General features: G+C 56.6%; 28 protein-coding genes. 18 read left to right on the top strand and 10 right to left on the bottom strand.

Annotated features, from left to right (window positions below; all coding sequences use genetic code 11):
* The first annotated feature begins 28 nt into the window (after positions 1–28).
* Entirely contained in the window at positions 29–703 is a 675-nt protein-coding gene (locus ACNQ0T_RS03390; RefSeq protein ID WP_417929572.1) for a DUF3313 domain-containing protein, read from the top strand.
* Between the two features lie 33 nt (positions 704–736).
* Here the strand turns inward: ACNQ0T_RS03390 and ACNQ0T_RS03385 are convergent, their stop codons facing one another.
* A complete protein-coding gene (locus tag ACNQ0T_RS03385) occupies positions 737–1,633 on the bottom strand; it encodes a DMT family transporter (RefSeq protein ID WP_045308102.1) in 897 nt (298 codons plus the stop codon).
* A gap of 174 nt (positions 1,634–1,807) precedes the next feature.
* Here ACNQ0T_RS03385 and ACNQ0T_RS03380 point away from each other — a divergent pair, with 174 nt between their 5' ends.
* A complete protein-coding gene (locus tag ACNQ0T_RS03380; RefSeq protein WP_126291532.1) occupies positions 1,808–2,680 on the top strand; it encodes a helix-turn-helix domain-containing protein in 873 nt (290 codons plus the stop codon).
* Here the strand turns inward: ACNQ0T_RS03380 and ACNQ0T_RS03375 are convergent.
* On the bottom strand, positions 2,660–3,826 hold the full coding sequence (locus ACNQ0T_RS03375; RefSeq protein WP_417929570.1) for a benzoate/H(+) symporter BenE family transporter: 1,167 nt from the start codon (positions 3,824–3,826) through the stop codon (positions 2,660–2,662). The two genes, ACNQ0T_RS03380 and ACNQ0T_RS03375, sit on opposite strands and share 21 nt — an antisense overlap.
* Before the next feature lie 92 nt (positions 3,827–3,918).
* Between ACNQ0T_RS03375 and ACNQ0T_RS03370 the strand changes: the two genes are divergently transcribed.
* On the top strand, positions 3,919–4,446 hold the full coding sequence (locus tag ACNQ0T_RS03370; protein ID WP_032624275.1) for a helix-turn-helix domain-containing protein: 528 nt from the start codon (positions 3,919–3,921) through the stop codon (positions 4,444–4,446).
* Positions 4,447–4,526: 80 nt separating this feature from the next.
* The gene (locus ACNQ0T_RS03365) at positions 4,527–6,491 is read left to right on the top strand and encodes a peptidase U32 family protein (RefSeq protein ID WP_022648091.1); all 1,965 of its coding nucleotides are present in this window, start codon (positions 4,527–4,529) and stop codon (positions 6,489–6,491) included.
* Here the strand turns inward: ACNQ0T_RS03365 and ACNQ0T_RS03360 are convergent.
* A complete protein-coding gene (locus ACNQ0T_RS03360) occupies positions 6,488–6,721 on the bottom strand; it encodes a DUF2554 family protein (protein ID WP_022648092.1) in 234 nt (77 codons plus the stop codon). The two genes, ACNQ0T_RS03365 and ACNQ0T_RS03360, sit on opposite strands and share 4 nt — an antisense overlap.
* Before the next feature lie 242 nt (positions 6,722–6,963).
* Here ACNQ0T_RS03360 and ACNQ0T_RS03355 point away from each other — a divergent pair, with 242 nt between their 5' ends.
* Positions 6,964–7,326, top strand: coding sequence for a hypothetical protein (locus tag ACNQ0T_RS03355; RefSeq protein ID WP_015570547.1), 363 nt, complete (start codon positions 6,964–6,966; stop codon positions 7,324–7,326).
* A 147-nt stretch (positions 7,327–7,473) separates the two neighbouring features.
* Here ACNQ0T_RS03355 and ftrA read toward each other — a convergent pair whose 3' ends face one another.
* Entirely contained in the window at positions 7,474–8,472 is a 999-nt protein-coding gene (gene ftrA / locus ACNQ0T_RS03350; protein ID WP_417929568.1) for a transcriptional regulator FtrA, read from the bottom strand.
* A gap of 73 nt (positions 8,473–8,545) precedes the next feature.
* Here ftrA and ACNQ0T_RS03345 point away from each other — a divergent pair, with 73 nt between their 5' ends.
* The 8 genes from ACNQ0T_RS03345 (at position 8,546) to zinT (ending at position 16,553) form a co-directional block, all read left to right on the top strand.
* A complete protein-coding gene (locus ACNQ0T_RS03345) occupies positions 8,546–8,956 on the top strand; it encodes a rhodanese-like domain-containing protein (protein ID WP_417929567.1) in 411 nt (136 codons plus the stop codon).
* A 156-nt stretch (positions 8,957–9,112) separates the two neighbouring features.
* Positions 9,113–10,216, top strand: a complete 1,104-nt coding sequence (locus ACNQ0T_RS03340) for a cobalamin-independent methionine synthase II family protein (RefSeq protein ID WP_045622756.1) — start codon at positions 9,113–9,115, stop codon at positions 10,214–10,216.
* A gap of 199 nt (positions 10,217–10,415) precedes the next feature.
* Positions 10,416–11,687, top strand: coding sequence for an urea ABC transporter substrate-binding protein (gene urtA / locus ACNQ0T_RS03335; RefSeq protein ID WP_063148872.1), 1,272 nt, complete (start codon positions 10,416–10,418; stop codon positions 11,685–11,687).
* Between the two features lie 22 nt (positions 11,688–11,709).
* Positions 11,710–13,284 carry an urea ABC transporter permease subunit UrtB gene (urtB, locus tag ACNQ0T_RS03330; RefSeq protein ID WP_417929565.1) on the top strand — a complete coding sequence of 525 codons (1,575 nt, stop codon included), beginning with the start codon at positions 11,710–11,712 and terminating at the stop codon, positions 13,282–13,284.
* The gene (gene urtC / locus ACNQ0T_RS03325) at positions 13,284–14,357 is read left to right on the top strand and encodes an urea ABC transporter permease subunit UrtC (protein ID WP_192970285.1); all 1,074 of its coding nucleotides are present in this window, start codon (positions 13,284–13,286) and stop codon (positions 14,355–14,357) included. Before urtB ends, urtC begins: the two co-directional genes overlap by 1 nt.
* On the top strand, positions 14,357–15,154 hold the full coding sequence (gene urtD / locus ACNQ0T_RS03320) for an urea ABC transporter ATP-binding protein UrtD (RefSeq protein ID WP_417929562.1): 798 nt from the start codon (positions 14,357–14,359) through the stop codon (positions 15,152–15,154). Before urtC ends, urtD begins: the two co-directional genes overlap by 1 nt.
* 9 nt (positions 15,155–15,163) lie before the next feature.
* Complete coding sequence (gene urtE / locus ACNQ0T_RS03315; protein WP_023300094.1) at positions 15,164–15,862, top strand: urea ABC transporter ATP-binding subunit UrtE; 699 nt, start codon at positions 15,164–15,166, stop codon at positions 15,860–15,862.
* 52 nt (positions 15,863–15,914) lie between these two features.
* Entirely contained in the window at positions 15,915–16,553 is a 639-nt protein-coding gene (gene zinT / locus ACNQ0T_RS03310; RefSeq protein ID WP_023306187.1) for a metal-binding protein ZinT, read from the top strand.
* A gap of 46 nt (positions 16,554–16,599) precedes the next feature.
* Here the strand turns inward: zinT and ydeE are convergent, their stop codons facing one another.
* Positions 16,600–17,817, bottom strand: a complete 1,218-nt coding sequence (gene ydeE / locus ACNQ0T_RS03305) for an efflux MFS transporter YdeE (protein ID WP_022648102.1) — start codon at positions 17,815–17,817, stop codon at positions 16,600–16,602.
* Between the two features lie 193 nt (positions 17,818–18,010).
* Here ydeE and eamA point away from each other — a divergent pair, with 193 nt between their 5' ends.
* Positions 18,011–18,910 carry an O-acetylserine/cysteine exporter gene (gene eamA / locus ACNQ0T_RS03300; protein ID WP_023330139.1) on the top strand — a complete coding sequence of 300 codons (900 nt, stop codon included), beginning with the start codon at positions 18,011–18,013 and terminating at the stop codon, positions 18,908–18,910.
* A gap of 38 nt (positions 18,911–18,948) precedes the next feature.
* Here eamA and marB read toward each other — a convergent pair whose 3' ends face one another.
* Genes marB through marR form a run of 3 tightly spaced genes read right to left on the bottom strand, consistent with a single transcriptional unit; the run spans position 18,949 to position 20,032 of the window.
* Entirely contained in the window at positions 18,949–19,164 is a 216-nt protein-coding gene (gene marB / locus ACNQ0T_RS03295) for a multiple antibiotic resistance protein MarB (RefSeq protein ID WP_023300098.1), read from the bottom strand.
* 32 nt (positions 19,165–19,196) lie between these two features.
* A complete protein-coding gene (marA, locus tag ACNQ0T_RS03290) occupies positions 19,197–19,577 on the bottom strand; it encodes an MDR efflux pump AcrAB transcriptional activator MarA (protein ID WP_001303241.1) in 381 nt (126 codons plus the stop codon).
* Between the two features lie 20 nt (positions 19,578–19,597).
* Positions 19,598–20,032 carry a multiple antibiotic resistance transcriptional regulator MarR gene (gene marR / locus ACNQ0T_RS03285; protein ID WP_020884159.1) on the bottom strand — a complete coding sequence of 145 codons (435 nt, stop codon included), beginning with the start codon at positions 20,030–20,032 and terminating at the stop codon, positions 19,598–19,600.
* A gap of 256 nt (positions 20,033–20,288) precedes the next feature.
* On the opposite strand from marR, the gene ACNQ0T_RS03280 reads away from it, so the two are divergent.
* On the top strand, positions 20,289–20,954 hold the full coding sequence (locus tag ACNQ0T_RS03280; RefSeq protein ID WP_022648105.1) for a MarC family NAAT transporter: 666 nt from the start codon (positions 20,289–20,291) through the stop codon (positions 20,952–20,954).
* A 93-nt stretch (positions 20,955–21,047) separates the two neighbouring features.
* Here ACNQ0T_RS03280 and ACNQ0T_RS03275 read toward each other — a convergent pair whose 3' ends face one another.
* A complete protein-coding gene (locus ACNQ0T_RS03275) occupies positions 21,048–22,244 on the bottom strand; it encodes a sugar transporter (protein WP_022648106.1) in 1,197 nt (398 codons plus the stop codon).
* A gap of 176 nt (positions 22,245–22,420) precedes the next feature.
* Here ACNQ0T_RS03275 and ACNQ0T_RS03270 point away from each other — a divergent pair, with 176 nt between their 5' ends.
* The 3 genes from ACNQ0T_RS03270 to ACNQ0T_RS03260 all read left to right on the top strand — a co-directional run bounded on the left by ACNQ0T_RS03270 (position 22,421) and on the right by ACNQ0T_RS03260 (position 24,589).
* Complete coding sequence (locus tag ACNQ0T_RS03270) at positions 22,421–23,245, top strand: PhzF family phenazine biosynthesis protein (RefSeq protein ID WP_063163060.1); 825 nt, start codon at positions 22,421–22,423, stop codon at positions 23,243–23,245.
* Positions 23,232–24,044: a PhzF family phenazine biosynthesis protein gene (locus ACNQ0T_RS03265; RefSeq protein ID WP_022648108.1), complete on the top strand. Its 813-nt coding sequence runs from the start codon at positions 23,232–23,234 to the stop codon at positions 24,042–24,044. The genes ACNQ0T_RS03270 and ACNQ0T_RS03265 overlap by 14 nt, the downstream gene beginning before the upstream one ends.
* Before the next feature lie 62 nt (positions 24,045–24,106).
* A complete protein-coding gene (locus ACNQ0T_RS03260) occupies positions 24,107–24,589 on the top strand; it encodes a GNAT family N-acetyltransferase (RefSeq protein WP_032622224.1) in 483 nt (160 codons plus the stop codon).
* On the opposite strand, the gene ptrR is transcribed toward ACNQ0T_RS03260, so the two are convergent.
* Positions 24,543–25,421: a putrescine utilization regulator PtrR gene (ptrR, locus tag ACNQ0T_RS03255; RefSeq protein WP_022648110.1), complete on the bottom strand. Its 879-nt coding sequence runs from the start codon at positions 25,419–25,421 to the stop codon at positions 24,543–24,545. The two genes, ACNQ0T_RS03260 and ptrR, sit on opposite strands and share 47 nt — an antisense overlap.
* Between the last annotated feature and the right edge of the window lie 67 nt (positions 25,422–25,488).

Here is a 25,488-nt window from a genome sequence, read left to right as displayed (position 1 = left end):
ATACTTGCAGATAACTCGGAACTCCATCATGCGTTCTTCCACTTTTTTTAAAGTTGCAGTGCTTTCTGGCCTGTTGGCCCTTTCTGGCTGTGCGTCAAAAGTCGCAGCCCCCGATCAATATTCAGGCTTTTTAAAAGATTACTCTGACTTGCAGGAGATGACATCAGCAACCGGGAAACCAACCTTGCGTTGGGTCGATCCTTCCTATGATCCGGCGAACTACGACAGTATTATCTGGACCCCGATAACCTATTATCCGACACCAAAGCCAACCACACAGCTTGGGCAAAAAACGCTTGATGAATTGTTGAGTTACACCAATAACACATTAAAAAACGCGATTGGCCAGCGTAAGCCAATTGTGACGACGCCGGGCAAACATAGCCTGATCTTCCGCGGCGCCATCACGGGTGTGAGCTCAGAGAAAGAAGGTTTGCAGTTCTATGAAGTGGTGCCCGTCGCGCTGCTGGTTGCGGGTACGCAGATGGCAACTGGCCATCGCACCATGGATACGCATCTTTTCTTTGAAGGTGAGCTGATTGATGCGGCCACGAACAAACCGGTAGTTAAAGTTGTTCGTAAAGGTGAAGGTAAAGAGCTTGCCAACGAGAACACGCCGTTGGGATTCGCCACACTGAAACAGGTTGTGGATGATATGGCGACCGATGCCACCATGTTTGATGTCCATCAGACAGCAAAATAATAAAAACGGCCTGCATTTACGCAGGCCGTTATTTTATGCCGTCAGCAGGCGGCGGAACCAGGTTTCCGGTTTCGTAAACATCACCATATTTCCCCCCAAAATCAATAGCAGGCCGACGATCCCGTTGATATGCCACACGTAACCCTCGTACACCGTTGAAATCGACAGCGCCACCAGCGGGAACAGCAGGGTGCTGTACGCGGCCTTACCGGGACCAATGCGGCCTACCAGCGTAAAGTAGGCGCCGAAGGCAATCACCGAGCCAAACAGAGCAAGATAGAGCAGCGCCCCCATATAGCTCACCGTCCATTCCGGCATAAAGCTATCGCCCCTGAAGAGAGCGATAAGGCCCATCACGACGGTGCCATACAGCATCGCCCAGGCATTGGTGGTCATGGTTTCCAGCCCGTTTCGCTGATGACGCATGCTGATCATATTCCCCAGCGAGAAGCCGTAGGTGCCGAGGGCGGAAAGCCCGATGCCCGTAAGCAATGACGCGCTCCAGCCGCTGGCGAGCAGATCGTTCCAGAACAGGGTAATGATCCCGATAAGCCCAAGCGCTGCCGCCGTCCAGAAGCGTGCGGGGGGACGCTGGCCGAAGAAGATAAAGCTGTTGATGGCGTTATACAGCACGGCCATCGAGAAAATCACCGACTCAAGGCCGGTATTGATATGGGCGGCGGCGGTGTAAAAGCACCAGAAGTTGAAACAGAAAACGCAGCAACCCTGAAGCATGCAGTAGAGATGATCCCGCAGCGCCAGCCTGCGCAGGCGACGAAGGGCGACCAGGACGATCATCATCGTGGCGCTGGCCACGGCGAAGCGCCAGAAAATGGAGACCGGCGCTGCAACCGGCCCCTGTTGTAAAAAAATGGCGATCCAGGTCGTGCCCCAGATAACAACAACCAGCCCATAGAGTAATGCGTTCATGGTGTCTCTCTTCTCATACCGCGGAAAACAACAGTGTGGCGAAAGAAGGGGGCCCCGGCTTTCATCGCCTTGCGCCGGACTTGCAAATTCTTGCGCTTTTTTCTCGCACAATGGCTGGTAACAGGCTGCAACACTTCTTAGACTGACAGTCTGATTAATCACCTGTTTACGGCCATGTCTCTCGTTTACAACACCTTTGAAACGTTACGCCAAAAAAATGCAGTGCTGCGGGAAACCGTCGCGCTCAATACTGGCATTCAACTGGCGGCGTGGTACAACAAGCACGACACGATCACCGTGAAAAGCAACCATCACACCCTTAGCCTGTACGTGGCGGATGGCTATGAAAGCTATCAAAAAACGCCGGGTGGCTGGAAAAATGGCGGCGGGCCGGACCGTTTTTGTCTGATGCCGGAAGAGAGCGAATCCACATGGGATATTCGTGATGACCTGTCGTTCGTGCACCTCTACTGCACCGATGAACACCTGCGGGACGTGGGGGAGAAAATCTGGGATAAACGACCGCTATCGCTGACGCTGGAGGAAAAAATCTTCGGCAGCGATCCGAAAATCACCGCCCTTTATCGCCAGTTTTTGCTCGGCTGCGACTGGCAGCAAAACGCCAATCAGCTCACCCTGAGCACTGCGTCGACCTTATTACTGACGCATTTGGTCCAGCACTATTCCAGCGTCCAGTGGAAGTTACCGGTGGTCACCGGCGGGCTATCGCCGTTTGTGCTGCGCAACGTGCTGGCCTTTATCGAGGAGAATCTGGCGCAACCCTTAACGCTGGCGGAACTGGCGGGCCAGGCCGCACTCAGTGAGTATCACTTTGCGCGGATGTTCCGCCAGTCGATGGGGCTGGCGCCGCATCAGTACGTCATGCAGCGCCGCATGGAGAAGGCCAAAGCGCTGATTCAGCACACGACCACGCCGCTCACCGACATCGCGCTGGCCTGCGGATTTAACTCCGCCAGCCATTTCAGTAACCGTTTTCGCAGCATGACCGGCATCACGCCGTCACAGCTACGCGCGGCGAAGGCGTGAGAAGACAGCGTAACAGATCCCACCCAGCACCAGCCCCCAGAAAGCGGAGCCAATTCCCAGGAGCGTGACGCCGCTGGCGGTCATCAGGAAGGTGACGATCGCCGCGTCGCGCTCTGCTTCATGATTCAATGCCTGATACAAACTCCCGCTGATAGTGCCGAGCAGGGCCAGCCCGGCCAGCGTCTGGATGCCGCTCAGCGGCAGGGCGGCCATCAGCCCCGAAATCGACCCGCCGAACACCCCCGCAAGCAGATAAAACCCACCTGCGGCCGCCGCAGCCAGCCAGCGTTTACTGGCATCCGGGTGGGCGTCCGGACTCTGGCAGATGGCGGCGGTGATGGCGGCGATACAGATGGAATAGACGCCGAAGGGGGACAACAGAAGCGCCAGCCCGCCGGTGGCAACGATCAGCGGTGAGACCGCCAGCGGATAGCCCGATGCCTGCATGGTGGCGAAGCCGGGCGCATTCTGCGACGCCATGGTCACCAGGAAGAAGGGTAAGCCGATGCTGATCAGGCTGGTGAAGGTGAACGCAGGGGCAATGAATTCCGGCATGATCACCGATAACGTAATTTTATTCGTGACAACGTCACCTCCAGCCCAGGCCACGAACACCCCCACCAGCAGCGTGGCGACAATGGCATACCGGGGCGCCACGGCTTTAGCCACCAGCCAGGCGGCCAGCATACTGCCGCAAAGAAGCACTTGTCCCTCAAGATTGCTGAATGCCTTCAGGCCCAACTGTAACAGCACGCCTGCCAGCATAGCGGCGGCAAGCGAGTGCGGGATCAGTTTCATCAACCGGGCAAACAGGCCAGTGACGCCGCACAGCAGAATCAGCGCATTCGCAAATATAAATACCCCTATGGTTTCCGCCAGCGTCACGCCTTGCAGGCTGGTGGCGAGCAGCGCCGCGCCAGGAGTCGACCAGGCGGTCAGCACCGGGGCTTTATACCACCACGACAATGCAAGCGTGCTGATCCCCATCCCGAGCCCCAGCGCGGTCATCCATCCGGCGATTTGCTGTGTACTGGCGCCCGCCGCCGCAGCCGCCTGCCAGATAATGGCGGCAGAGCTGGCGTAGCCCACCAGAACGGCAACAAAACCAGCCAGCACGGCAGGAAAGAGAGAGGCAGTCGATCGCATGTGAACTCCGTTGTGCGTTATAACGTCCGGGATAAGGTATCACTGTGCGCTATAGCGTACAAGTGGTATGCTTTGCTGCAACGGGAGGAACTATGGATATCACTCAACACTTGGCAACCACACTGAAAGCGCTGCGTCAGGCGCGGGGCTGGAGCCTGTCGAAACTGGCGGAAGAGACGGGCGTGTCGAAAGCGATGCTTGGGCAAATCGAACGCAATGAGTCCAGCCCGACGGTCTCAACCTTGTGGAAAATTGCCACCGGGCTGAACGTACCTTTTTCGGCGTTTATCACTCCAGAGAGCGAACCGCAGGCGGTGTTCGATCCGCAGCAGCAGGCGATGGTGGTGAAACCGCTTTTCCCCTGGGATGAACAGCTTAAGTTCGACCATTTCTCCATCACCCTGTCGCCCGGCGCGCTGAGTGAGTCCACGCCGCACGAAGCCGGGGTGATTGAACACGTGGTGGTGATAAGCGGTGAGCTGGATATGCATATCGACGGTGTCTGGCGCACTCTATACGCTGATTCAGGCGTGCGTTTTGCCGGCGATAAACCGCACGCGTACCGCAACAGCAGCACCCGGACGGTGCATTTTCACTCTCTGATCCATTATCCCCGCTAAAGCGTCGCAAAACGGTTTCACTGGCACAGACTTCTGACTACAATAGCCGCCATTTTGACCATAACGGATAACGACGAAGTATGCGCCTGCACCCCCATCATCTTGAACTGCTAAGCCCGGCCCGCGACGCCGCCATTGCCCGTGAAGCCATTCTTCACGGTGCGGATGCCGTCTACATTGGCGGCCCAGGCTTTGGTGCCCGTCATAACGCCAGCAATAGCCTGCGCGACATTGCCGAACTGGTACCGTTCGCCCACCGTTTCGGGGCGAAGGTGTTCGTGACCCTGAACACCATTCTTCATGATGATGAGCTGGAGCCCGCGCAGCGTCTTATTACCGATCTCTACCAGACCGGCGTTGACGCTCTGATCGTTCAGGATATGGGTGTTCTGGAACTGGATATCCCGCCAATTGAGCTGCACGCCAGCACCCAGTGCGATATCCGCACCGTTGAGAAGGCGAAGTTTCTTTCAGACGTCGGGTTTACGCAGATTGTTCTGGCGCGCGAGCTGAACCTGAACCAGATCCGCGATATCCACCAGACCACCGACGCGACCATTGAATTCTTTATCCACGGTGCGCTTTGCGTGGCCTATTCCGGGCAGTGTAATATCTCTCACGCCCAGACGGGGCGCAGCGCTAACCGCGGCGACTGCTCTCAGGCCTGCCGTTTGCCGTATACCCTGAAAGACGATCAGGGCCGCGTGGTGGCATTCGAGAAACACCTGCTGTCGATGAAAGATAACGATCAGACGGCAAACCTCGGCGCGCTGATCGATGCCGGCGTACGCTCCTTCAAAATTGAAGGCCGCTACAAGGACATGAGCTACGTGAAAAATATCACCGCCCATTATCGTCAGATGCTGGATGCCATCATCGAGGATCGCGGTGACCTGGCGCGCGCGTCCGCCGGTCGTACAGAGCATTTCTTTATTCCATCGACGGACAAAACGTTCCACCGCGGCAGTACGGATTATTTCGTTAATGCGCGCAAAGGGGATATTGGCGCGTTCGATTCACCGAAGTTTATCGGTCTGCCGGTGGGGGAAGTGCTGAAAGTGGCGAAGGATCATCTTGACGTTCAGGTTACAGAGCCGCTGGCGAACGGCGATGGTCTCAACGTGATGATCAAACGTGAAGTGGTTGGTTTTCGCGCCAATACGGTGGAGAAAACCGGCGAAAATCGTTATCGCGTCTGGCCGAACGAAATGCCTGCCGACCTTTACAAAGCCCGCCCGAATGCGGCGCTGAACCGTAACCTGGATCACAACTGGCAGCAGGCCTTGCTCAAGACCTCCAGCGAGCGTCGCATTGCGGTGGATATCGCGCTGGGTGGCTGGGAAGAGCAGCTGATCCTGACCATGACCTGCGAAGACGGCATCAGCGTGACGCATACGCTCGATGGCCTGTTCGAGGTGGCGAACAATGCGGAGAAAGCGCTTAGCAACCTCAAGGATGGCGTAGCGAAGCTCGGGCAGACCATTTATTATGCGCGCAATATTGAGGTGAATCTGCCGGATGCGCTGTTCGTGCCGAACAGCCTGCTGAACCAGTTCCGCCGTGAAACGGCAGAGATGCTGGATGAAGCACGCCTGGCAAACTATCCGCGCGGCAGTCGTAAGGCCGAAGCGGTGCCTGCGCCGGTCTACCCGGACACGCATCTCTCTTTCCTTGCGAACGTTTACAACCACAAAGCGCGTGCGTTTTACCATCGTCACGGCGTGCAACTGATTGACGCCGCGTATGAAGCGCATGAAGAGAAGGGCGATGTGCCGGTGATGATCACCAAACACTGCCTGCGGTTTGCCTTTAACCTTTGTCCGAAACAGGCGAAAGGGAATATTAAAAGCTGGAAAGCGACGCCGATGCAGCTGGTGAATGGCGATGAAGTACTGACGCTGAAGTTTGACTGCCGTCCGTGTGAAATGCACGTTATCGGCAAGATGAAGAATCACATCTTCAAAATGCCGTCTCCGGGCAGCATTGTGGCCTCCGTCAGCCCTGACGATTTGATGAAGACCCTGCCGAAGCGTAAAGGCAGCTAACCCGCAGAGTGGGTATCCGGTTTGCGCGATTTCTGCCAGGCATGGTGCTCGCGCAACCCCTCCGCAGACTCCTCTGCCGCGCTACGTAACTCGTCGCTGTCAGCTTCATGACGAAGCTGATGGTCGGCGTTTTTCACGTAAAGAAATTCATGTCCTTTGTGCTCCGCCATAATCTGCCCCGAGAACAGTGCACTAATCAGCAGCAGTAGCGAAAAGCCTTTTCTGAACATCTTTTACCCCCGAAAATACGCTACGGTCATCGTAGGGATAATTTCATAGAGTAATTATTCGACTCTTTAAATTTGAGAAAATAGACTGTCAAAAATTGTGGTCGCCATAAAACTCACTTAAGACTATTCTTAAAAGCAATATCGCCGTTGTAAACTCCCATTTCTGGTATGCAAAGAGAAGCTAGATTTATTGGGAAATCATTTACAATAAGATTTTTCTGGCTAAGGATTGGATCGAATAAATGAAAAAAATAATCGTGCTATCACTTCTGGGCGTAGTGGTTGCGGTGGGTGCTGCGGCCAGCATCTATTCAAATGAAGAACCAGAATATATTCAGTCAGCAAAAAGCCGTGTCGGATCGTATTTAACCAGCGATTACGGACGTGTCGAATGTAATAGCACCCAGGTAAGTGAAGATCGCTGGGAGCTGGGCTGTACCAATAAGGCGAGGGGCAAAACCTTCCAGTTCGCTGTTTACCCATCCGAGCAGGCGCCGTATGGGGTCTCTCGTGCGTTTTATCTCGAAGCGATTAATGATGATGCCCGCCAGAGTGCAGAGCAGGGGCTGATGCGTTATCTGCAAATTAATACCAAAGCGGGTTAATCGATTCGTTTATGCTTCGTTGAGGCTCACAGTGGTAGATTGCAGGTGATCCACATCCCGGTATGGAATACCGGAGCGTAGATACCAAAATACAAATCTATCCATGCAAGCATTTACCGCCAGATTATGGCGGTTTTTTTTGCCCGTTTATCGTACCGGCTGTAAAAATTGTTTGCGATATTGCGCGGGTGAAAGCGCATATTGCTGCCGGAAATGGTGGCGCAGCGTGGCGCTTTGCCCAAATCCGGTTTGTTCCGCAATATTGTCGATGCTGAGCCGACTGTTTTCGAGATAATCTTTTGCCCGCTGCAATCGCGCAGTCAATAACCAGCGCGCGGGTGTTGTTCCGGTCGCGTCCTGGAAACGGCGCAGAAAGGTGCGCTGACTCATACCCACCCGCAGGGCCAGCGATTCGACGGTATGGGAAACGGCCAGATGCTGGTGAAGATAATCAAACAGCTGGCCCAGGCGCTGGCTCTCCCGCAACTGAGCCACCGGTCGGCTAAACTGCTGGGTTTGCGAGCCGTCCCGATGGGGCGGGATCACCAGCCGACGCGCCACGCGGTTTGCCACTTCCATACCGTAATTCCGGCGCACCACGTGCAGGCACAGATCAATCCCCGCGGCGCTTCCGGCGGAAGTGAGAATATCGCCTTCGTCCTGGTAGAGCACATCTTCGACCACGGTAATGGCGGGATAGCGTGTTTTCAGCGCTTGCGTATAGCGCCAGTGGGTGGTTGCCTTCCGCCCGTCAAGCAGGCCTGAGGCTGCCAGAACGAAAACGCCAGAACAGATCGAGAGTAGCTGGCAGCCGCGGGCATGCGCCGCGCGGAGCGCCTGGCAGAGCGCTTCCGGTACGGGTTCGTCCAGCCCTCGCCAGCCGGGAACGACAACCAGATCCGCCGTCTCCAGCAGACCCAGATCGCCATCGGCCAGAATACGGATCCCGCCCGTTGCCCGGAGTTCGCCATCATCCACGCTCGCCACGGCAAACTGATACCAGTCATCGCCCATCTCCGGGCGCGGCAAGCCAAAGATTTCTACCGCCACGCCAAACTCAAAGGTACATAAACCGTCATATGCCAGCACGACCGTGCGCGGCGAGGGATGTCTTAAGTTTGTCATCTTTTTGCTGTTTTCTGGCATAGGCGGACGCATTCATGGGCTGAATTAAGGAATAGAGTAGTGTTAACACAAACACCACAAATGAGGAAGATTCATGAGCTATGTTACTGAATTTCCGGCTGCTGAGCCGCAGGAAGCTGTGGGGCATTTTCTGCGTCGTCTGAGTGTCGAGACGGACTGCGCCGATGTCCATCACGCGGTATCCAGCGGTGAGCAGGACTTTGTTCTGCTGCACGTTGTCGGAAAGCCTGAACATTTTGCCCGGCGGCATCTGCCCGGCGCGCTGCATTTACCCTGGAGCCAGATCACCGCAGAGCGGATGAAAACGTGGCCGGAGGGCACGCTGTTTGTAGTCTATTGTGCAGGCCCGCACTGCAACGGGGCGGACAGGGCGGCCCTAAAGCTGGCGCGTCTGGGTCTGCCGGTTAAGATTATGCTCGGGGGCATGACCGGCTGGGAAGATGAGCGGTTCGCGTTTGCAGGATCTTCATCACCCGCTCTGTGAACATGAATTTATTTCAACACAGATGAAATTTTCTCGTTTGTCGGCGGCGAGCCGGTATGACATCTTTTCAGGACGTTTAGACATCCAGAAGTCTAAAGATTCAAGAGATGAATTATCACTGTGGGCAATTAACGCCGACAGACAGAGGAGATTTCCATGCAGCGACACCATGCCCCGTACCGCGCCGATGTAGTCGGCAGTTTTTTACGCCCGGATGCCATTAAACAGGCCCGTCTGCAATTTGCCAGCGGTGAAATCGATGCCGGGCAGCTTCGCGCGGTTGAGGACGAGGCCATTCGTCATGTTGTCGAGCAGCAGTGCGCCTGCGGTCTGCATGTGGTAACGGACGGTGAATTCCGCCGCGCCTGGTGGCACTTTGACTTCTTTGACGGGCTACAGGGCGTGGAGCGTTATGATTCCCAGCAGGGCATTCAGTTCAACGGGGTGCAGACTAAAGCCCATGGCGTGCGCGTAACGGGCAAACTGGGCTTCGGCGATCATCCTATGCTGGAAGATTTCCGCTACCTCAAAAGCATTAGCGGTAATGCACAGCCGAAGATGACCATTCCGAGCCCGAGCGTGCTGCACTTCCGCGGTGGCCGCAAGGATATTGATGCTACGGTCTACCCGGATCTGAAGGATTACTTTGACGATCTGGCGACCACCTGGCGCGATGCCATTCGGGCCTTTTACGATGCAGGCTGCCGCTATCTGCAGCTGGATGACACCGTCTGGGCCTATCTTTGTTCGGAGGACCAGCGCCGCCAGATCCGCGAGCGCGGTGACGATGCAGACGAACTTGCCCGGACCTATGCGCGGGTGCTGAATAAGGCGCTGGAGGGCAAACCGGACGATCTGACCGTCGGGCTGCACGTCTGCCGCGGCAACTTCCGCTCAACCTGGATTTCCGAGGGCGGCTATGAGCCGGTGGCGGAGGTGCTGTTCGGCACGGTGAACGTCGACGCGTTCTTCCTGGAGTACGACAACGACCGTAGCGGGGACTTCGCGCCACTGCGTTTTGTGCGCCCGGGTAAACAGCAGGTGGTTCTGGGGCTGATCACCACCAAACACGGTGAACTGGAGAACCCGCAAGGGGTGAAAGCGCGTCTGGAAGAGGCTGCGCGCTACGTGGCGAAAGAGCAGATTTGCCTCAGCCCGCAGTGCGGATTTGCTTCTACGGAAGAGGGTAACAGCCTGAGCGAAGCCCAGCAGTGGGATAAAGTTCGCCTGGTGACGCAAATCGCCAGCGACGTCTGGTAACGCCGTTTACAGCGCTGCATTATTACAGTGCAGCGCTGTACCATTCTGAGTCGTTTCCCGTCACTCCTCTCTTCGATCCCTTTAAAATCCTGTCTCTGCAACCTGGCACTGTTTTTGCTCTCCTGAAACTGGCGTTACTTTTTTCTGCGTCCGGCGATAACGGACGTCTTCGCACAGCTTTCTTTTCAGGAGTGAAAATATGCACCGTCGTACCTTTATTAAAGCGTTCACCTTGTCCGCCTCCGTCATCGCCATGGGAATGAGCTTTGGCATCCAGGCCGCAGAGACCATTAAAGTCGGGATTATGCACTCTCTCTCCGGCACGATGGCCATTTCAGAAACGCCCCTGAAAGATGTTGCCCTGATGACCATCGATGAAATCAATGCTAAAGGCGGCGTGCTCGGGAAAAAGCTGGAGCCGGTGGTGGTTGACCCGGCATCCAACTGGCCGCTGTTTGCCGAAAAGGCCCGCCAGCTTCTGAGCCAGGATAAGGTCGCCGTGGTGTTTGGCTGCTGGACCTCCGTATCGCGTAAATCGGTTCTGCCGGTTTTTGAGGAGCTGAACGGTTTGCTGTTCTATCCGGTGCAGTATGAAGGTGAAGAGATGTCACCTAACGTCTTCTATACCGGCGCGGCGCCTAACCAGCAGGCGATCCCGGCGGTGGAGTACCTGATGAGCGAGGACGGCGGCAGCGCGAAGCGATTCTTCCTGCTGGGTACGGACTACGTTTACCCGCGCACTACTAACAAGATCCTGCGCGCCTTCCTGCACTCGAAAGGCGTTGAAGATAAAGATATTGAAGAGGTCTACACCCCATTTGGTCATAGCGATTACCAGACCATTGTCGCCAGTATCAAAAAGTTCTCCACGGGCGGCAAAGCGGCGGTGGTCTCCACCATCAACGGTGATTCCAACGTGCCTTTCTATAAAGAACTGGCGAACCAGGGGCTGAAAGCCACGGACGTGCCGGTGGTGGCGTTCTCGGTGGGCGAGGAAGAACTGCGCGGCATTGATACCAAACCGCTGGTGGGTAACCTGGCGGCGTGGAATTACTTTGAATCCGTCGACAACCCGACCAACCAGACCTTTGTCGCGGCTTACAAAGCCTACGCGAAAGCCCATAAGCTGCCGAATGCCGATACCGTGGTCACCAACGATCCGATGGAAGCGACTTACGTTGGCCTGCATATGTGGGCGCAGGCGGTTGAAAAAGCGGGAACAACCGACGTGGACAAAGTGCGCGCGGCAATGGCGGGCCAGTCGTTCAACGCGCCGTCCGGCTTTACGCTGACCATGGACGCCACCAACCACCACCTGCATAAGCCCGTCATGATTGGTGAAATTGAAGGCAACGGCCAGTTCAACGTCGTCTGGCAAACCGAACAGCCGGTACGCGCTCAGCCGTGGAGCCCGTTTATCGCCGGGAATGACAAAAAGCCTGACCAGCCGATGAAAACCGCCAGCAACTAAGCCACCACCAGGGAGAGACGTCATGAACGCCATACGCATGATGATTGCGATTGTGTGGCTTACCGGACTGCTGCCAGGGATGGCGCAGGCATCGGATGCCGATGATTTCGTTGCCGCTAGCCGCAGCCAGCAAACCGCCATGCTGACCCGCTGGGCAGCCACGCCGGAACCTGCACGTTTGCCGCTGCTTAAGGCGCTGCAACAGGAGAACCTTTATACCGACAGCCAGAAGAAGGCATTTACCCGCATCGACGGCGAAATGGTTGCCCTGGGCGCGGCAAAAAGCGCTGAAGGCACGACCAAAGCCGTGCGGCTGACCAACCGACTGCGCGTGTTAACCGTCACGGCGCTGGCGACGCATCAGCTTGTCAGTGACAGAGTCACCGAAAGGCGTCATGCCGCGCGGCAACTTCAGCGTGACGCCCAGCCGGATATGCTCGGCTTTCTGCAACAGCGGGCCAGTAGCGAAACGGACGACGTCGCCCGACAGTCGCTGATGCTGGCGCTGGCAAACCTCCAGCTGACGAGCCCACAGGCTGAAGTACGGCTCAAGGCTGTTGAGCTGTTGGGACAGTCTGACGATCCGGACGTGCAGGCCACGCTGACGCCGTTCACCCGGACACAAACCGAGCCGGACGCACGGGTACGTGCCGCCGCCGCTGAGAGCCTGGAGCGTATTCAGCACCGGCTGATGTGGGGCGAACTGCTGGGGCAGGCCTTCATGGGCCTGTCGTTGGGGTCGGTACTCTTGCTGGCCGCGCTCGGGCTGGCTATCACCTATGGTCTGCTGGGGGTGATTAACATGGCTCACGGTGAAATGCTGATGCTCGGGGCGTATGCCACCTGGATGGTGCAGCAGGTAATGGCGCAGTGGATGCCTCAGTGGCTGGCGCTTTATCCGGTGGTGGCGCTGCCGGTGGCGTTTTGCCTGACCGCAGGCATCGGAATGGTGCTGGAGCGCACGGTGATACGCCATCTTTATGGCCGCCCGCTGGAAACCCTGCTCGCCACCTGGGGGATAAGCCTGATGCTTATCCAGCTGGTCCGCATGACCTTTGGCGCTCAGAACCTTGAGGTCGCTAACCCGGCATGGCTGTCCGGCGGGGTGCAGGTTTTCGCCAACCTGACGCTGCCCTGGAACCGTATTGTGGTGCTCGGCTTTGTACTGCTGGTGCTGTTCTTCACCTGGCTCATTCTGAACAAAACGCGTCTGGGTCTCAACGTGCGGGCGGTGACGCAAAACCGCAGCATGGCGGCCTGCTGCGGCGTTCCCACCGGACGGGTAGATATGCTGGCGTTTGGCCTCGGGTCCGGCATTGCCGGGTTGGGCGGCGTGGCGTTGTCCCAGCTGGGGAACGTGGGGCCGGAGCTGGGCCAGGGATACATCATCGATTCGTTCCTGGTGGTGGTGCTCGGCGGCGTCGGCCAGCTGGCCGGTAGCGTCGCGGCGGCCTTTGGTCTGGGGATCTTCAATAAAATTCTTGAACCGCAGATGGGCGCCGTGCTGGGCAAGATCCTGATTCTGGTGGCGATCATTCTGTTTATCCAGAAACGTCCGCAGGGGTTATTCGCACTTAAAGGGAGGGTGACAGACTGATGAGCCAGCCATTGACCTTAACACTGGCGCGCAGGGCACCGCGCACCGCGCAAATCTTCGGCAGTCTGCTGGTCGCGGCGCTGCTGGTGCTGCCTTTTCTCGCGCTGTTACCCGCCACCCATCCGCTGGCCGTTTCGACGTGGATGTTGACGCTTATCGGCAAAATCCTCTGCTACGCGGTTGTCGCCGTGGCCCTCGATCTGGTCTGGGGCTATGCCGGTATGCTCTCGCTGGGGCACGGCATATTCTTCGCCCTGGGCGGCTATGCGATGGGTATGTACCTGATGCGCCAGGCGGCCGGGGACGGGCTGCCCGCGTTTATGTCGTTTCTCTCGTGGAGCGAACTGCCCTGGTTCTGGTGGGGAACGCAGCATTTCGCCTGGGCTCTGGTGTTAATCGTGACGATCCCCGGCCTGCTGGCGCTGGTCTTCGGCTGGTTTGCTTTCCGCTCGAAGATAAAAGGGGTCTATTTTTCCATCATGACCCAGGCGCTGACCTATGCGGGCATGCTGCTGTTCTTTCGCAACGAAACCGGTTTTGGCGGCAATAACGGCTTTACCGGCTTTACCACGCTGCTCGGGTTTTCCGTTACGGCGACTACCACGCGGATCGCGCTGTTTCTCGCAACGGTCATGCTGCTGCTTCTGGCCCTGGGCACAGGCTACGCCCTGGCGAAGAGTAAATTTGGCCGCATTTTAACGGCGGTGCGCGATGCGGAAAACCGTCTGACGTTCTGCGGCTACGATCCGCGCGGCTTCAAGCTGCTGGTCTGGACGCTTTCCGCCGTACTGTGTGGTCTGGCGGGCGCGCTGTACGTTCCGCAGGTGGGTATTATCAACCCGGGTGAAATGTCGCCGACCAACTCGATTGAAGCGGCTATCTGGGTGGCGCTGGGCGGGCGCGGCACCCTGGTAGGCCCGGTGATTGGTGCGGCGCTGGTCAATGGTGCGAAGAGCTTTTTCACCGTGGCGATGCCGGAGTACTGGCAACTGTTTCTTGGGCTGATTTTCATCGTCGTGACGCTCTTTTTACCGCGCGGCGTGTTCGGTCTGTTTCGTAAGGGAGATAATTAATGCAGCCCTCTGAAGGACTCTTTACCCGCCAGCTACCGGGCGATCGTTACCGTGAGCAGACCGATCCGGTGTTGCAGCTTGAGGCCATTAACGTCAGTTTCGATGGTTTTCAGGCGTTGACCGATCTCTCACTTAATATCGGCATTGGAGAATTGCGCTGCATCATTGGCCCTAACGGCGCCGGTAAAACTACGCTGATGGACGTGATCACCGGCAAAACCCGGCCAAAAAGCGGGAAGGCTATTTACGATCAGTCCATCGATCTGACAGCCCTTGAACCGGCGGCCATTGCCCGTAAGGGCATTGGCCGTAAGTTCCAGAAGCCGACCGTGTTTGAAGCGCTGACCGTAGGGGAAAACCTCGAAATCGCCATGAAAGCCGACAGGTCCGTCTGGGCGAGCCTGCGGGCAACACTCAGCGGCGAGCAGCGCGACCGCATTGACGAGATGTTGGTTTTGCTGCGGCTTGGCAGCGAGCGCGATCGCCGCGCCGGGCTGCTTTCCCACGGGCAGAAGCAGTTTCTGGAGATCGGCATGCTGCTGGTGCAGGATCCGCATCTGTTGCTGCTGGACGAACCCGCCGCCGGTATGACCGACGCAGAGACGGAATACACAGCCGAGCTGTTCCGAACTCTGGCAGGCAAGCATTCGCTGATGGTGGTTGAGCACGATATGGGCTTCGTCGAGACCATCGCCGACCACGTCACGGTGCTGCATCAGGGGCGCGTACTGGCAGAAGGCTCGCTTCGCGAGGTACAGGCCAATGAGCAGGTGATCGACGTCTATCTGGGACGCTAAGGAGAGGTAATGTTACAGGTTAACGAGCTGAATCAGTACTACGGCGGAAGTCATATTCTGCGCGGGGTGAGCTTTGAGGCGGTGGTCGGGGAAGTTACCTGCCTGCTGGGGCGCAACGGGGTAGGGAAAACCACACTGCTGAGGTGCCTGATGGGGCTGATCCCGGTGAAAGCCGGGGAGGTGGTCTGGCAGGGAAAGACCATCACTCACAGTAAACCGCACCAGCGGGTGCAGTCCGGCGTGGCGTATGTTCCGCAGGGGCGGGAGATTTTTCCGCGTCTGACCGTAGAAGAAAACCTGCTGATGGGACTGTCGCGCTTCTCCGCGGGAAACGCAAGGAGCGTGCCGGAGGAGATTTGGCAGCTTTTCCCGGTGCTGAAGGAGATGAAACACCGTCGCGGAGGCGATCTTTCCGGTGGTCAGCAGCAGCAGCTGGCGATTGGTCGCGCGCTGGCGAGCCGTCCACGGTTACTGATCCTGGATGAACCCACGGAAGGTATACAGCCGTCGGTAATTAAAGAGATTGGGCAGGTGATCCGCAGCCTGGCGAACCGGGGGGATATGGCGATCCTGCTGGTGGAGCAGTTTTATGATTTTGCGGCGGAGCTGGCCGACAGCTATCTGGTGATGTCGCGCGGCAGCATTGTCCAGCAGGGGCGCGGTGAGAACATGGAGCAGGAGGGGGTTCGCGGACTGGTTGCGATCTGAAATGTTATACTATAACATCCTCATTCTTATAACACGGAATGAGGGTTTTGCTGTGGCTGCACAACTTGGAAAAATTGCGCTGACTCTGGGAACGCTGCTGGTAAGCGGCTCGCTTTTTGCCCATTCGCACGGTCATCAGATGACGGAGGCGGAACAGAAGGCGGCAAACGGCGTCTTTGAGGATAAAGACGTCAGGGACAGGACGCTGTCTGACTGGGACGGGACCTGGCAGTCTGTTTACCCGTTCCTGCTTGATGGTTCGCTGGATCCGGTTTTCGAAAAGAAAGCGCAGAAGGGGGAAAAATCCGCTGCCGAGGTGAAAGCCTACTACCGTAAGGGCTACGCGACGGACGTGGACGCCATCGGCATTGAAAACAACGTGATGGAATTCCACAGAGGCAAAACGGTGAGCAGCTGCCGCTACGACTACAGCGGTTATAAAATTCTGACCTATGCGTCGGGGAAAAAAGGCGTGCGCTACCTGTTTGAATGTAAGGATAAGGCAAGCCAGGCGCCTAAGTTTGTGCAGTTCAGCGATCATACCATCGGGCCGAAAGCCTCTTCACACTTCCATATCTTTATGGGCAACACCTCCCACGAGGCGCTGCTGAAAGAGATGGATAACTGGCCGACCTACTACCCGAACGAGATGTATAAAGAGCAGGTGGTGGAGGAGATGTTGCACCACTAGGCTGTTGGTTTTGCCGGGTGGGGGCTTAGCCTTACCCGGCGTGGGATTAGGGTTTTCCAGGTCGGGTAAGCGCAGCGCCACCCGACACGCTATCTTCACTTTTCACGCGCATCCCGCGCAAAACCATCAGCCACGCCGCAATAATGGCGGCCATCATAATAATAAATAACGACCAGTGCGGCAGATGGGTCAGGATGAGCCCGGTGATCATCGGGTTCGCCGCCGCGCCCAGCCAGCCCAGCGCCTGGGCGGAGAAGTAGCTCGCCTTCATGCCCGGCGGGGCGATATTGTCGATCAGCATGTATTCACCCGGGGCATAAATAATTTCACCCAGGGTGAAAATCGCCGCCGCAATCCCCCAGTAAAGCAGGTTCTCGCCGGAAAGCATAAACCCGCCCAGCCCTAGGATGAAAAAGAGCGTTGCGGCTGTCATTAGCGGGCGGATGTTGCTGGCGGAGATCTTGCGGCCAAGCGCGTATTGCAGGGTGACCACCACCACCGCGTTGACGGGCAACACAACGGCCACCACCTTTTCTGCGAAATCGCTGTCCGCATACGCGGCGAGGACGTACTGGGAAATGCAGCTGGCGAACGATCCGCCCACGTAGGACGCCAGCAGGCCGGAGAGCGTGTACCAGAACAGCGCCCGGTCCTTCAGCAGCACCGAGGGCTGCCACGGCGCTTTTTCCTCCACGCTGTCAGACGCTACGCTTTTCTGCACAAAGAAATGGATAAACCCGAGCGGCAGTGCGGCGCAGAAGGCCGCCAGCCAGAACGGCAGTTGCAGGCTGTACATCACCAGTAGAGTGCCAACCGGCGGCCCAATCGTCCAGCCGATGTTCAGGAAACTGTAGTTGAGTGAGAAAACGCGCGCCTTTTCGCTGGAGGTCAGCACGTCGGCAAACCACGCTTTCAGCACCGTTGAGAAGACGGAATAGGCGCAGTTAATCAGGGCAAAGAACAACACCACCAGCGTCACGTTATTCACCAGCGGAATGGCCACAAACCCGGCGATAAAGGCCACGATGGCGACCAGCATATAGCGTTTTTTGTCGAACTTGTCCGCCAGGATGCCAAACCCCAGGCTAAACACCACGCCAATGGTCAACGCCACGGTAAGGGCATAGCCAATATTCTCCACGCTCATATCGTACACGCGTGTGAGATATATGGTCATAAAGGGCAGCGTTGCCCCGCGGCCAATTGTTAATAACAATGACGATGCCAGCAGCGCTGCGGTTGAGCGCCTGATTGATGGTTTCATTTTCCTGCCCGACAAATGCTTATGCTTTTTTTGTTGTGTTATTACAGGATTATCATGGGATCGGCAGCTTGTATAGCACCCAATTTATCCGCAAGTGCTTCTCCTCAGTACCAGAATTAATGATCTTCTCGCGGGGGTATTTTTTCTGTTACCTTGAAGTGTTTACAAAAATTTAATAATTCAGGGGCGGAAAATGACGCGGAAAGACGGGCTGTTAGCGTTACTGGTTGTCGTGGTGTGGGGACTCAATTTTGTGGTCATCAAAATGGGGTTGCACAACATGCCTCCACTCATGCTGGCGGGTCTGCGCTTCCTGCTGGTGGCCTTCCCGGCGCTGCTTTTCGTTGCCCGCCCAAAGATTCCCCTGAAGCTTCTGCTGGGCTACGGCCTCACCATCAGCTTTGGTCAGTTTGCGTTTCTTTTTTGCGCTATCAAATTCGGTATGCCTGCGGGTCTGGCTTCGCTGGTGCTTCAGGTGCAGGCTTTCTTTACCATTATTCTCGGCGCGTTTGTCTTTGGCGAACGTTTGCAGGGCAAACAGCTGGCGGGCATTAGCCTTGCGGTCTTTGGCGTGCTGGTGCTGATAGAAGGCAGCCTCAACGGTCAGCATGTCGCGCTGCTGGGCTTTATGCTCACCCTGGCGGCGGGGCTGAGCTGGGCGTGCGGCAACATCTTTAACAAGCTGATAATGCAGCATGAGTCGCGTCCTGGGATCATGTCGCTGGTGGTCTGGAGCGCGTTGATCCCCATTGTGCCGTTTATGGCCGCGTCGTTTATTCTGGATGGACCGCAGGTGATGCTGAAAAGCCTGGTGGAGATCGACCTGACGACCATTTTGTCGCTGATCTACCTGGCATTAGTCGCCTCAATCATTGGCTACGGCATCTGGGGATCGCTGCTCGGACGCTATGAAACCTGGCGCGTGGCGCCGTTATCGCTGCTGGTACCGGTGGTCGGGCTTGCCAGCGCCGCCCTGTTGCTGGATGAAACGCTCAGCGCGCTGCAACTGTGTGGCGCAGGGCTGATTATGGCCGGGCTGTATATCAACGTCTTTGGCTTGCGGGTGCGTCGGGCGACGCGGGTGCGGAGTTAAGGCAGAAAAAAGCCCCGCATTAGCGGGGCAAAAACGAATTACAGGTCGTGATTATAATACGGCACGCCTAATTCGTCGGATTTGTCGCTGCCAGCGCCCATGTGATTGAAGTCCCAGGGCGACTGGTTTTGCGTGGACGGCATAATCATGGTGTCACGATTATTTTGCTGCCCCGCACTGGGAGTTTGCTCCGCGAAGCTCTGGCCGGAAACCAGCACCAGCAAGGTGAGGGCGGCGGAGACGATAAATTTCATGATTTCCTCGGTTACGTCTTAACAGGCGATGATTAACTGCAATGTTTTAGCGGATACAGATAACGGGATTCACCCGGCATACTGGTAATACGGTACTTATGAGGCGGCACGTCAAAGTAGTTCTTGAACGTACGCGTCAGGGTTTGTTGCGATTCAAATCCGTAGCGTTCCGCCAGATAGAGGATCGGCTCATTGCTTTCTTTCAGTTTTTGGGCAATCTCCGTCAGCTTACGGCTGCGAATATATTGTCCTAATGAATGGCCGGTCTCTTTTTTAAACATCCGTTGCAGGTGCCATTTTGAGTAACCTGAACGCTCAGACACTTTCTCAAGGGAAAGTGGAGATTCCAGGTTATCTTCGATCCAGTCCAAAATGCTATGAATGGTGATAGCGTCAGTATTGCGTCTGGACATCGTCATACCTCTTTTTCTGTTTACGGCAGGATTTTCTTGAGTAAAAGCTCAAGCGTTGCCACTTCATCTGCCGTTAAGTTTTTTGTCAGTTCCTGGTGCAGTGTTTGTCCTACTAATTGATGACATTGCTCACACATGGCCGCGCCATCGCTGGTCAGTTTCACCAGTACGCCACGTTTGTCATTCGGGTTAGGGCTTCGTTCTATCCATCCTTTGCAGACGAGACGATCCAGCATGCGGGTTAACGCACCCAGATCGACAGAGAGCACCTTTTTCAGCTCAACCGGCGTGATACACACTTCGCAGCGAATGGAACACAGCACTTTGAACTGTGTTGCGGTGATATCCAGCGGTGACAGGTAGTCATTGAGCAGGCGATCTTTTTTCTGGTTAACCATATGAATAAGACGACCCAGTGGGATTATGTCGTTAAAGAGATCACTGGTGCTTTTCACAATGGTTGCCCTGGCAAGTAGTTTAGTCACGGCAGATATTATTGCTCAGGCAAGTATAAGTCAACTGAATGGATCAGCCGATGCCACGAAATGCTAAAACGCTTCAGGAACTTTTTCTGTACGCTTTTAAATCATATAGATAATCTGGGGTTATTAGTTACGCGAGACAATTATGGTTACGTTGCGCGGATAGCTCAGGACGAGACTTTCCCCCTATAATTGCGGTAATGAATAAGGATAAGGACTGCGGTGCATTATGTTGGATTTGATTAAAGCAGTGGGGCTTGGGCTGGTGGTGTTGCTTCCGCTGGCGAACCCGTTAACGACCGTGGCGCTCTTTCTGGGGCTGGCGGGTAACATGAACAGCGCGGAGCGCAACCAGCAGTCGAGGATGGCCTCCGTCTACGTCTTCGCGATTATGATGGTGGCTTATTACGCCGGACAACTGGTGATGAATACTTTTGGTATTTCGATTCCCGGTTTGCGTATCGCCGGTGGGCTGATTGTGGCGTTTATTGGTTTCCGGATGCTGTTCCCGGCGCATAAAGCGCATGAATCGCCGGAAGCCAAAAGCAAATCGGAGGAGCTTGAAAGCGAACCGAGCGCCAATATCGCGTTTGTGCCGTTAGCCATGCCGAGCACGGCGGGGCCGGGAACGATTGCGATGATCATCAGTTCCGCCTCAACGGTGCGTGATGGTGTTACTTTTCCGCACTGGGTTATTACCGTTGCGCCGCCGATCATTTTTGCGCTTATCGCCATTATCGTCTGGGGGTCATTGCGCAGCTCCGGGGCGATTATGCGCTGGGTGGGCAAGGGGGGGATTGAAGCTATCTCCCGTCTGATGGGCTTCCTGCTGGTCTGTATGGGCGTGCAGTTTATTATTAACGGCGTGCTGGAGATCATTAAGACGTATCACTGAGGACATTGCCGGGTGGCGCTGCGCTTACCCGGCCTACAAGTCCGTAATAACCTGGGCCGGGTAGGCCGAAGCCGCCACCCGGCACGACTAACGTCAACCGTGGCTGGTCTGTTCTTCCATCGCGACCGGCCATTTACGGAAGATAAGCACCGACCAGATCAGCGCAATCAGCGCGGGAATCGCCCCGAGATAGCCAATGGCCGACATCGATACATGCAGGCTGATCTGATTTCCCACCAGCGCACCGGCCCCAATTCCCAGATTAAAAATTCCCGAGAACAGCGACATTGCCACGTCCGTGGCGTCCGGGGCCAGGGCCAGCACTTTAACCTGCATTCCCAGACCAATTATCATGATCGCCACGCCCCAGAACAGACTGAGGATCGCCAGATGACTCTCGCTGCCTGCCGCAGGCATCAGTAACAGCAGGCACGCCAGCAGCAGGCCAATCGCACTGCTTACAAGCGCAGACGCGTGCTTATTGCCCAGCTTCCCGAACAGGATGCTGCCGATAATCCCCGCGCCGCCCAGGATCAGCAGCAGAACGGTGGCGAAGTTAGCGCTAAAGCCCGCCACAACCTGAACAAACGGCTCAATATAGCTGTAGGCCGTGTAATGGGCGGTCACCACAATCACGGTCAGCAGATAGATGCTCATCAGTGCCGGTCGACGCATCAGCAGCGGCAGACTTTTCAGCGAGCCGGAGTGTTCGCTGGGCAGTTTTGGCAGCAGTTTGATCAGACACACCAGGGTGATCAGCGCCCCCATGCCGATGGCAAAGAAGGTGGTGCGCCAGCCGAAGTATTGACCCACAATGCGCCCGATCGGCAGGCCTAACACCATCGCCAGCGCCGTTCCGGTGGCAATCAGGCTCAACGCCTGGGCGCGTTTCCCCGCCGGGGCGAGACGAATGGCGAGCGATGCGGTGATCGACCAGAAAACGGCATGGGCAAACGCGATGCCGACGCGGCTGATCACCAGCACCGTAAAGTTCCATGCCATAAATGACAGCACATGGCTGGCTATGAACACCACAAACAGCCCAATCAGCAGCTTACGACGTTCCATCTGGCTGGTCAGCAGCATAAACGGCAGCGACATCAGCGCTACCACCCATGCATAGATGGTCAGCATAATGCCAACCTGTGCCGTTTCCATATGGAAGCTGGCTGCAATGTCGGACAGCAGCCCAACCGGAACAAATTCCGTGGTGTTGAAAATAAACGCTGCGATGGCGAGCGTGACCACGCGTAGCCACGCGACCCTGCGGGAAACCGTGTGTGTTGTCATAGGGATATCTGGGATTCGTTGCCTGAAAGATGAGGAGACGATCTTAAAGCCTTAAACGGCGAAAACTCAACCGTTATGTGATGTGAATCACAAAATTTACCTTCATGCAGCGGTAGCGAACGCGGTTGTTTTCATTGAAGATAAAGAACAACACAACAAAAACAGGCGGTAACACGATGCAGGAGATTGATTTTTATCTGGTAGATGCGTTCAGCGAGTCCTCCTTTGGCGGCAACCCGGCGGCGGTGTGCCCGCTCGACGCGTGGCTGCCGGATGAGACGTTACTGCGGATGGCACAACAGCATAACCAGTCGGAAACCGCGTTTTTTGTGTGCACCAAAGGGGGGATTGAGCTGCGCTGGTTCACCACGCTCACCGAGGTTAATCTGTGTGGTCACGCGACGCTTGCCGCGGCGTATGTTCTGTTTAACGAACTGGATTATCCGGACTCACGCCTTCATTTTGACACCGCTTCTGGCCGCCTGACCGTCAGCCGTGAAGGTGACTGGATGACGCTGGACTTCCCGGCCTGCCCGACGCAGGCACAGACGCCGCCACCGGAGATGCTCACCGCACTCGGTATCAGCCACTACGTCGAGGCGCGAAAAGGCCGCGCCTGGCTGCTGGTACTGGAGAGCCGCGAGCAGGTGGAAGCCATTAATCCGGATTTCTCCGCCATGACGCCGGGGGAACATAAAGTGGCCGTCACCGCCCGGGACGATGGGGAATACGACTTTGTCAGTCGTTTCTTCTCGCCGGGCGTGGCCGTGCCGGAAGATCCTGTCACCGGCTCCGCGCACACCATGCTGATCCCTTACTGGAGTGAACAGCTTGGCAAAACACAGATGTTTGCCCGTCAGGTTTCTGCCCGTGGTGGCGACGTACGCTGCGAACTGAAAGGCGACCGCGTGCGGATGGGCGGGCAGGCGGCGCTGTATCTGAAGGGCACAGTATTTCTGCGCTGTATAAATCTAAGAGGAACCAACGATGCAGGAAATTGATTTTTATCTGGTGGATGCCTTCAGCGACAGGGCGTTCGGCGGCAATGCGGCGGCGGTGTGTCCGCTGGAGGCGTGGCTGCCGGATGAGACGCTGCTGAAGATGGCGAAGCAGCATAATCAGTCAGAGACGGCGTTCTTTGTCCGAACGGATAACGGGTTTGAACTGCGCTGGTTTACCACGCAGGATGAAATTAACCTCTGCGGCCACGCAACCCTCGCGGCTTCTCACGTTATTTTCGAATACCTGGATTATCCGCATACGGAAATCACCTTCACCACGCGCTTTGTCGGCGAACTGACGGTACAACGCAGCGGCGACTGGCTGACGCTGAATTTCCCGGCGTGGTCAACCGAGGTTGTCGATACTCCACCGCCAGTGCTGTTCAGCTCGCTGGGCATTAACGCGGCAAAAGAGGTGCGTGCAGGGCGCGATTACATGGTGGTGCTCGACAGCCAGCGGCAGGTGGAGGCGCTGACGCCGGATATCACAGCCATGCTCCCGCTGGGGAAAATGGTCTGCGTTACGGCGCCGGGGGATGAGTATGATTTCGTCAGCCGCTTCTTCTGCCCGGGGGAAGGGGTACCGGAGGATCCGGTGACGGGATCAGCGCACAGCATGCTGATCCCGTACTGGAGCGAAAAGCTTGGAAAAACGCAGATGTCGGCCCGCCAGGTCTCCTTGCGCGGCGGGGATCTGCGCTGCGAGCTGAAAGGCGACCGCGTGCTGATTGGCGGGCAGGCCACGCTGTATATGAAGGGGAAAATTTTCCTTCGTCTCCAGGATTACGGTCATCATTAAAAACTATGACGCCGGTATACAGGGCGGGCGGTATGTTGAACGAAAACGACAAGGAGCCTGCCATGTATTCTATTACCGCTGAATCCGCCCATCATCCAGATATTCTCGCCCTGATTACGGCGCTGGACCGTTATCAAAGCGTTCTCTATCCCGCGGAAAGTAATCATCTGCTGGATTTAACCGAACTGCCGGACGACTCGCTGATCCTGATGATTATTCGTGACACTCAGCTTAACGCTGTCGGGTGTGGCGCTGTTGTTTTGAACGGGGACGGGACCGGGGAAATGAAACGGGTCTATATTGATCCAACCCATCGCGGGCAACGGCTGGGTGATAAATTACTGGCGGCGCTGGAAGATGAAGCCCTCAGCCGCTGCTGCCACACCGTCCGGCTGGAGACGGGGATCAAACAACATGCCGCCATTCGTCTGTATCAACAGTGTGGATACGAACGGCGCCCCGCGTTTGCCCCCTACAACGAGGATCCGCTGAGCCTGTTTATGGAGAAGACACTGGTGGCTGACGTTCGTTTAGCAGCCCTATAAACGCCTCAAGCTGGCGGGTCATCGCCCCGCGTCGCCACACCAGCCAGGTGGTGAGCCAGCGCCAGTTTTCCGCCAGCGGCCACGCCGCCACCTGATGATGCCCCGGCATACTCTCCAGCATGGAGCGGGGCATCAGCGCAATGCCTGCCCCGGCAATCACGCAGGCGAGCATCCCGTGGTAGGACTCCATCTCGTGGATCCTTCCCGGCGTTACGCGGTCAGCATGAAACCAGCTCTCCAGATGACGCCGGTAGGAACAGTTGGCGCGAAAGGCATAAACCTCGCTACCGCTCACCTGCGTGGCTTTTGACACTTCCGCGTGACCCGCAGGGGTGACCAGCATCATCTCTTCCCGGTAAACCGGCATTCCTTCCAGTTCGGGGTGTGAGAGCGGCCCGTCGACAAAGGCGGCGCTGAGCGTCCCCTCAAGCACGCCGTCAATCATCGTACCGGAAGGCCCGGTGGATAACGCAAACTGAATGCGCGGATAGCGCTGATTAAACCGCGCCAGACTTTCCGGAATGCGTACGGCGGCGGTACTTTCCAGCGCGCCGAGTGAGAATAATCCCTGCGGTTCATCCCCGGCGACGACCATTCGCGCTTCGTCGACCAGCGCCAGGATCTGCTTGCTGTAGCGCAAAAAATTGTGCCCGGCGGGGGAAAGCCGCAGGCGCTGATTCTCGCGAATAAACAGCTCCACACCGAGATCCGCTTCAAGCTGTCGGATGCGGGTGGTGAGGTTTGACGGCACCCGGTGTACCTTCTGCGCCGCCTGGGTAATGCTGCCGGTCAGTGCGACGGCGTTAAACATCTCAAGCTGTGTTAAGTCCATACCGTTCTCGATTCGTGAACAAGGTGGTGAGTATTATTCATTTTTAAGAAATAGCAGAGTGGGCCAC

Source organism: Enterobacter cloacae complex sp.6700776 (assembly GCF_048284255.1).
Classification (GTDB): domain Bacteria; phylum Pseudomonadota; class Gammaproteobacteria; order Enterobacterales; family Enterobacteriaceae; genus Enterobacter; species Enterobacter intestinihominis.
The sequence above is the reverse complement of the archived record's forward strand: the minus strand, read 5'-3'. Positions and strand labels throughout refer to the sequence as shown.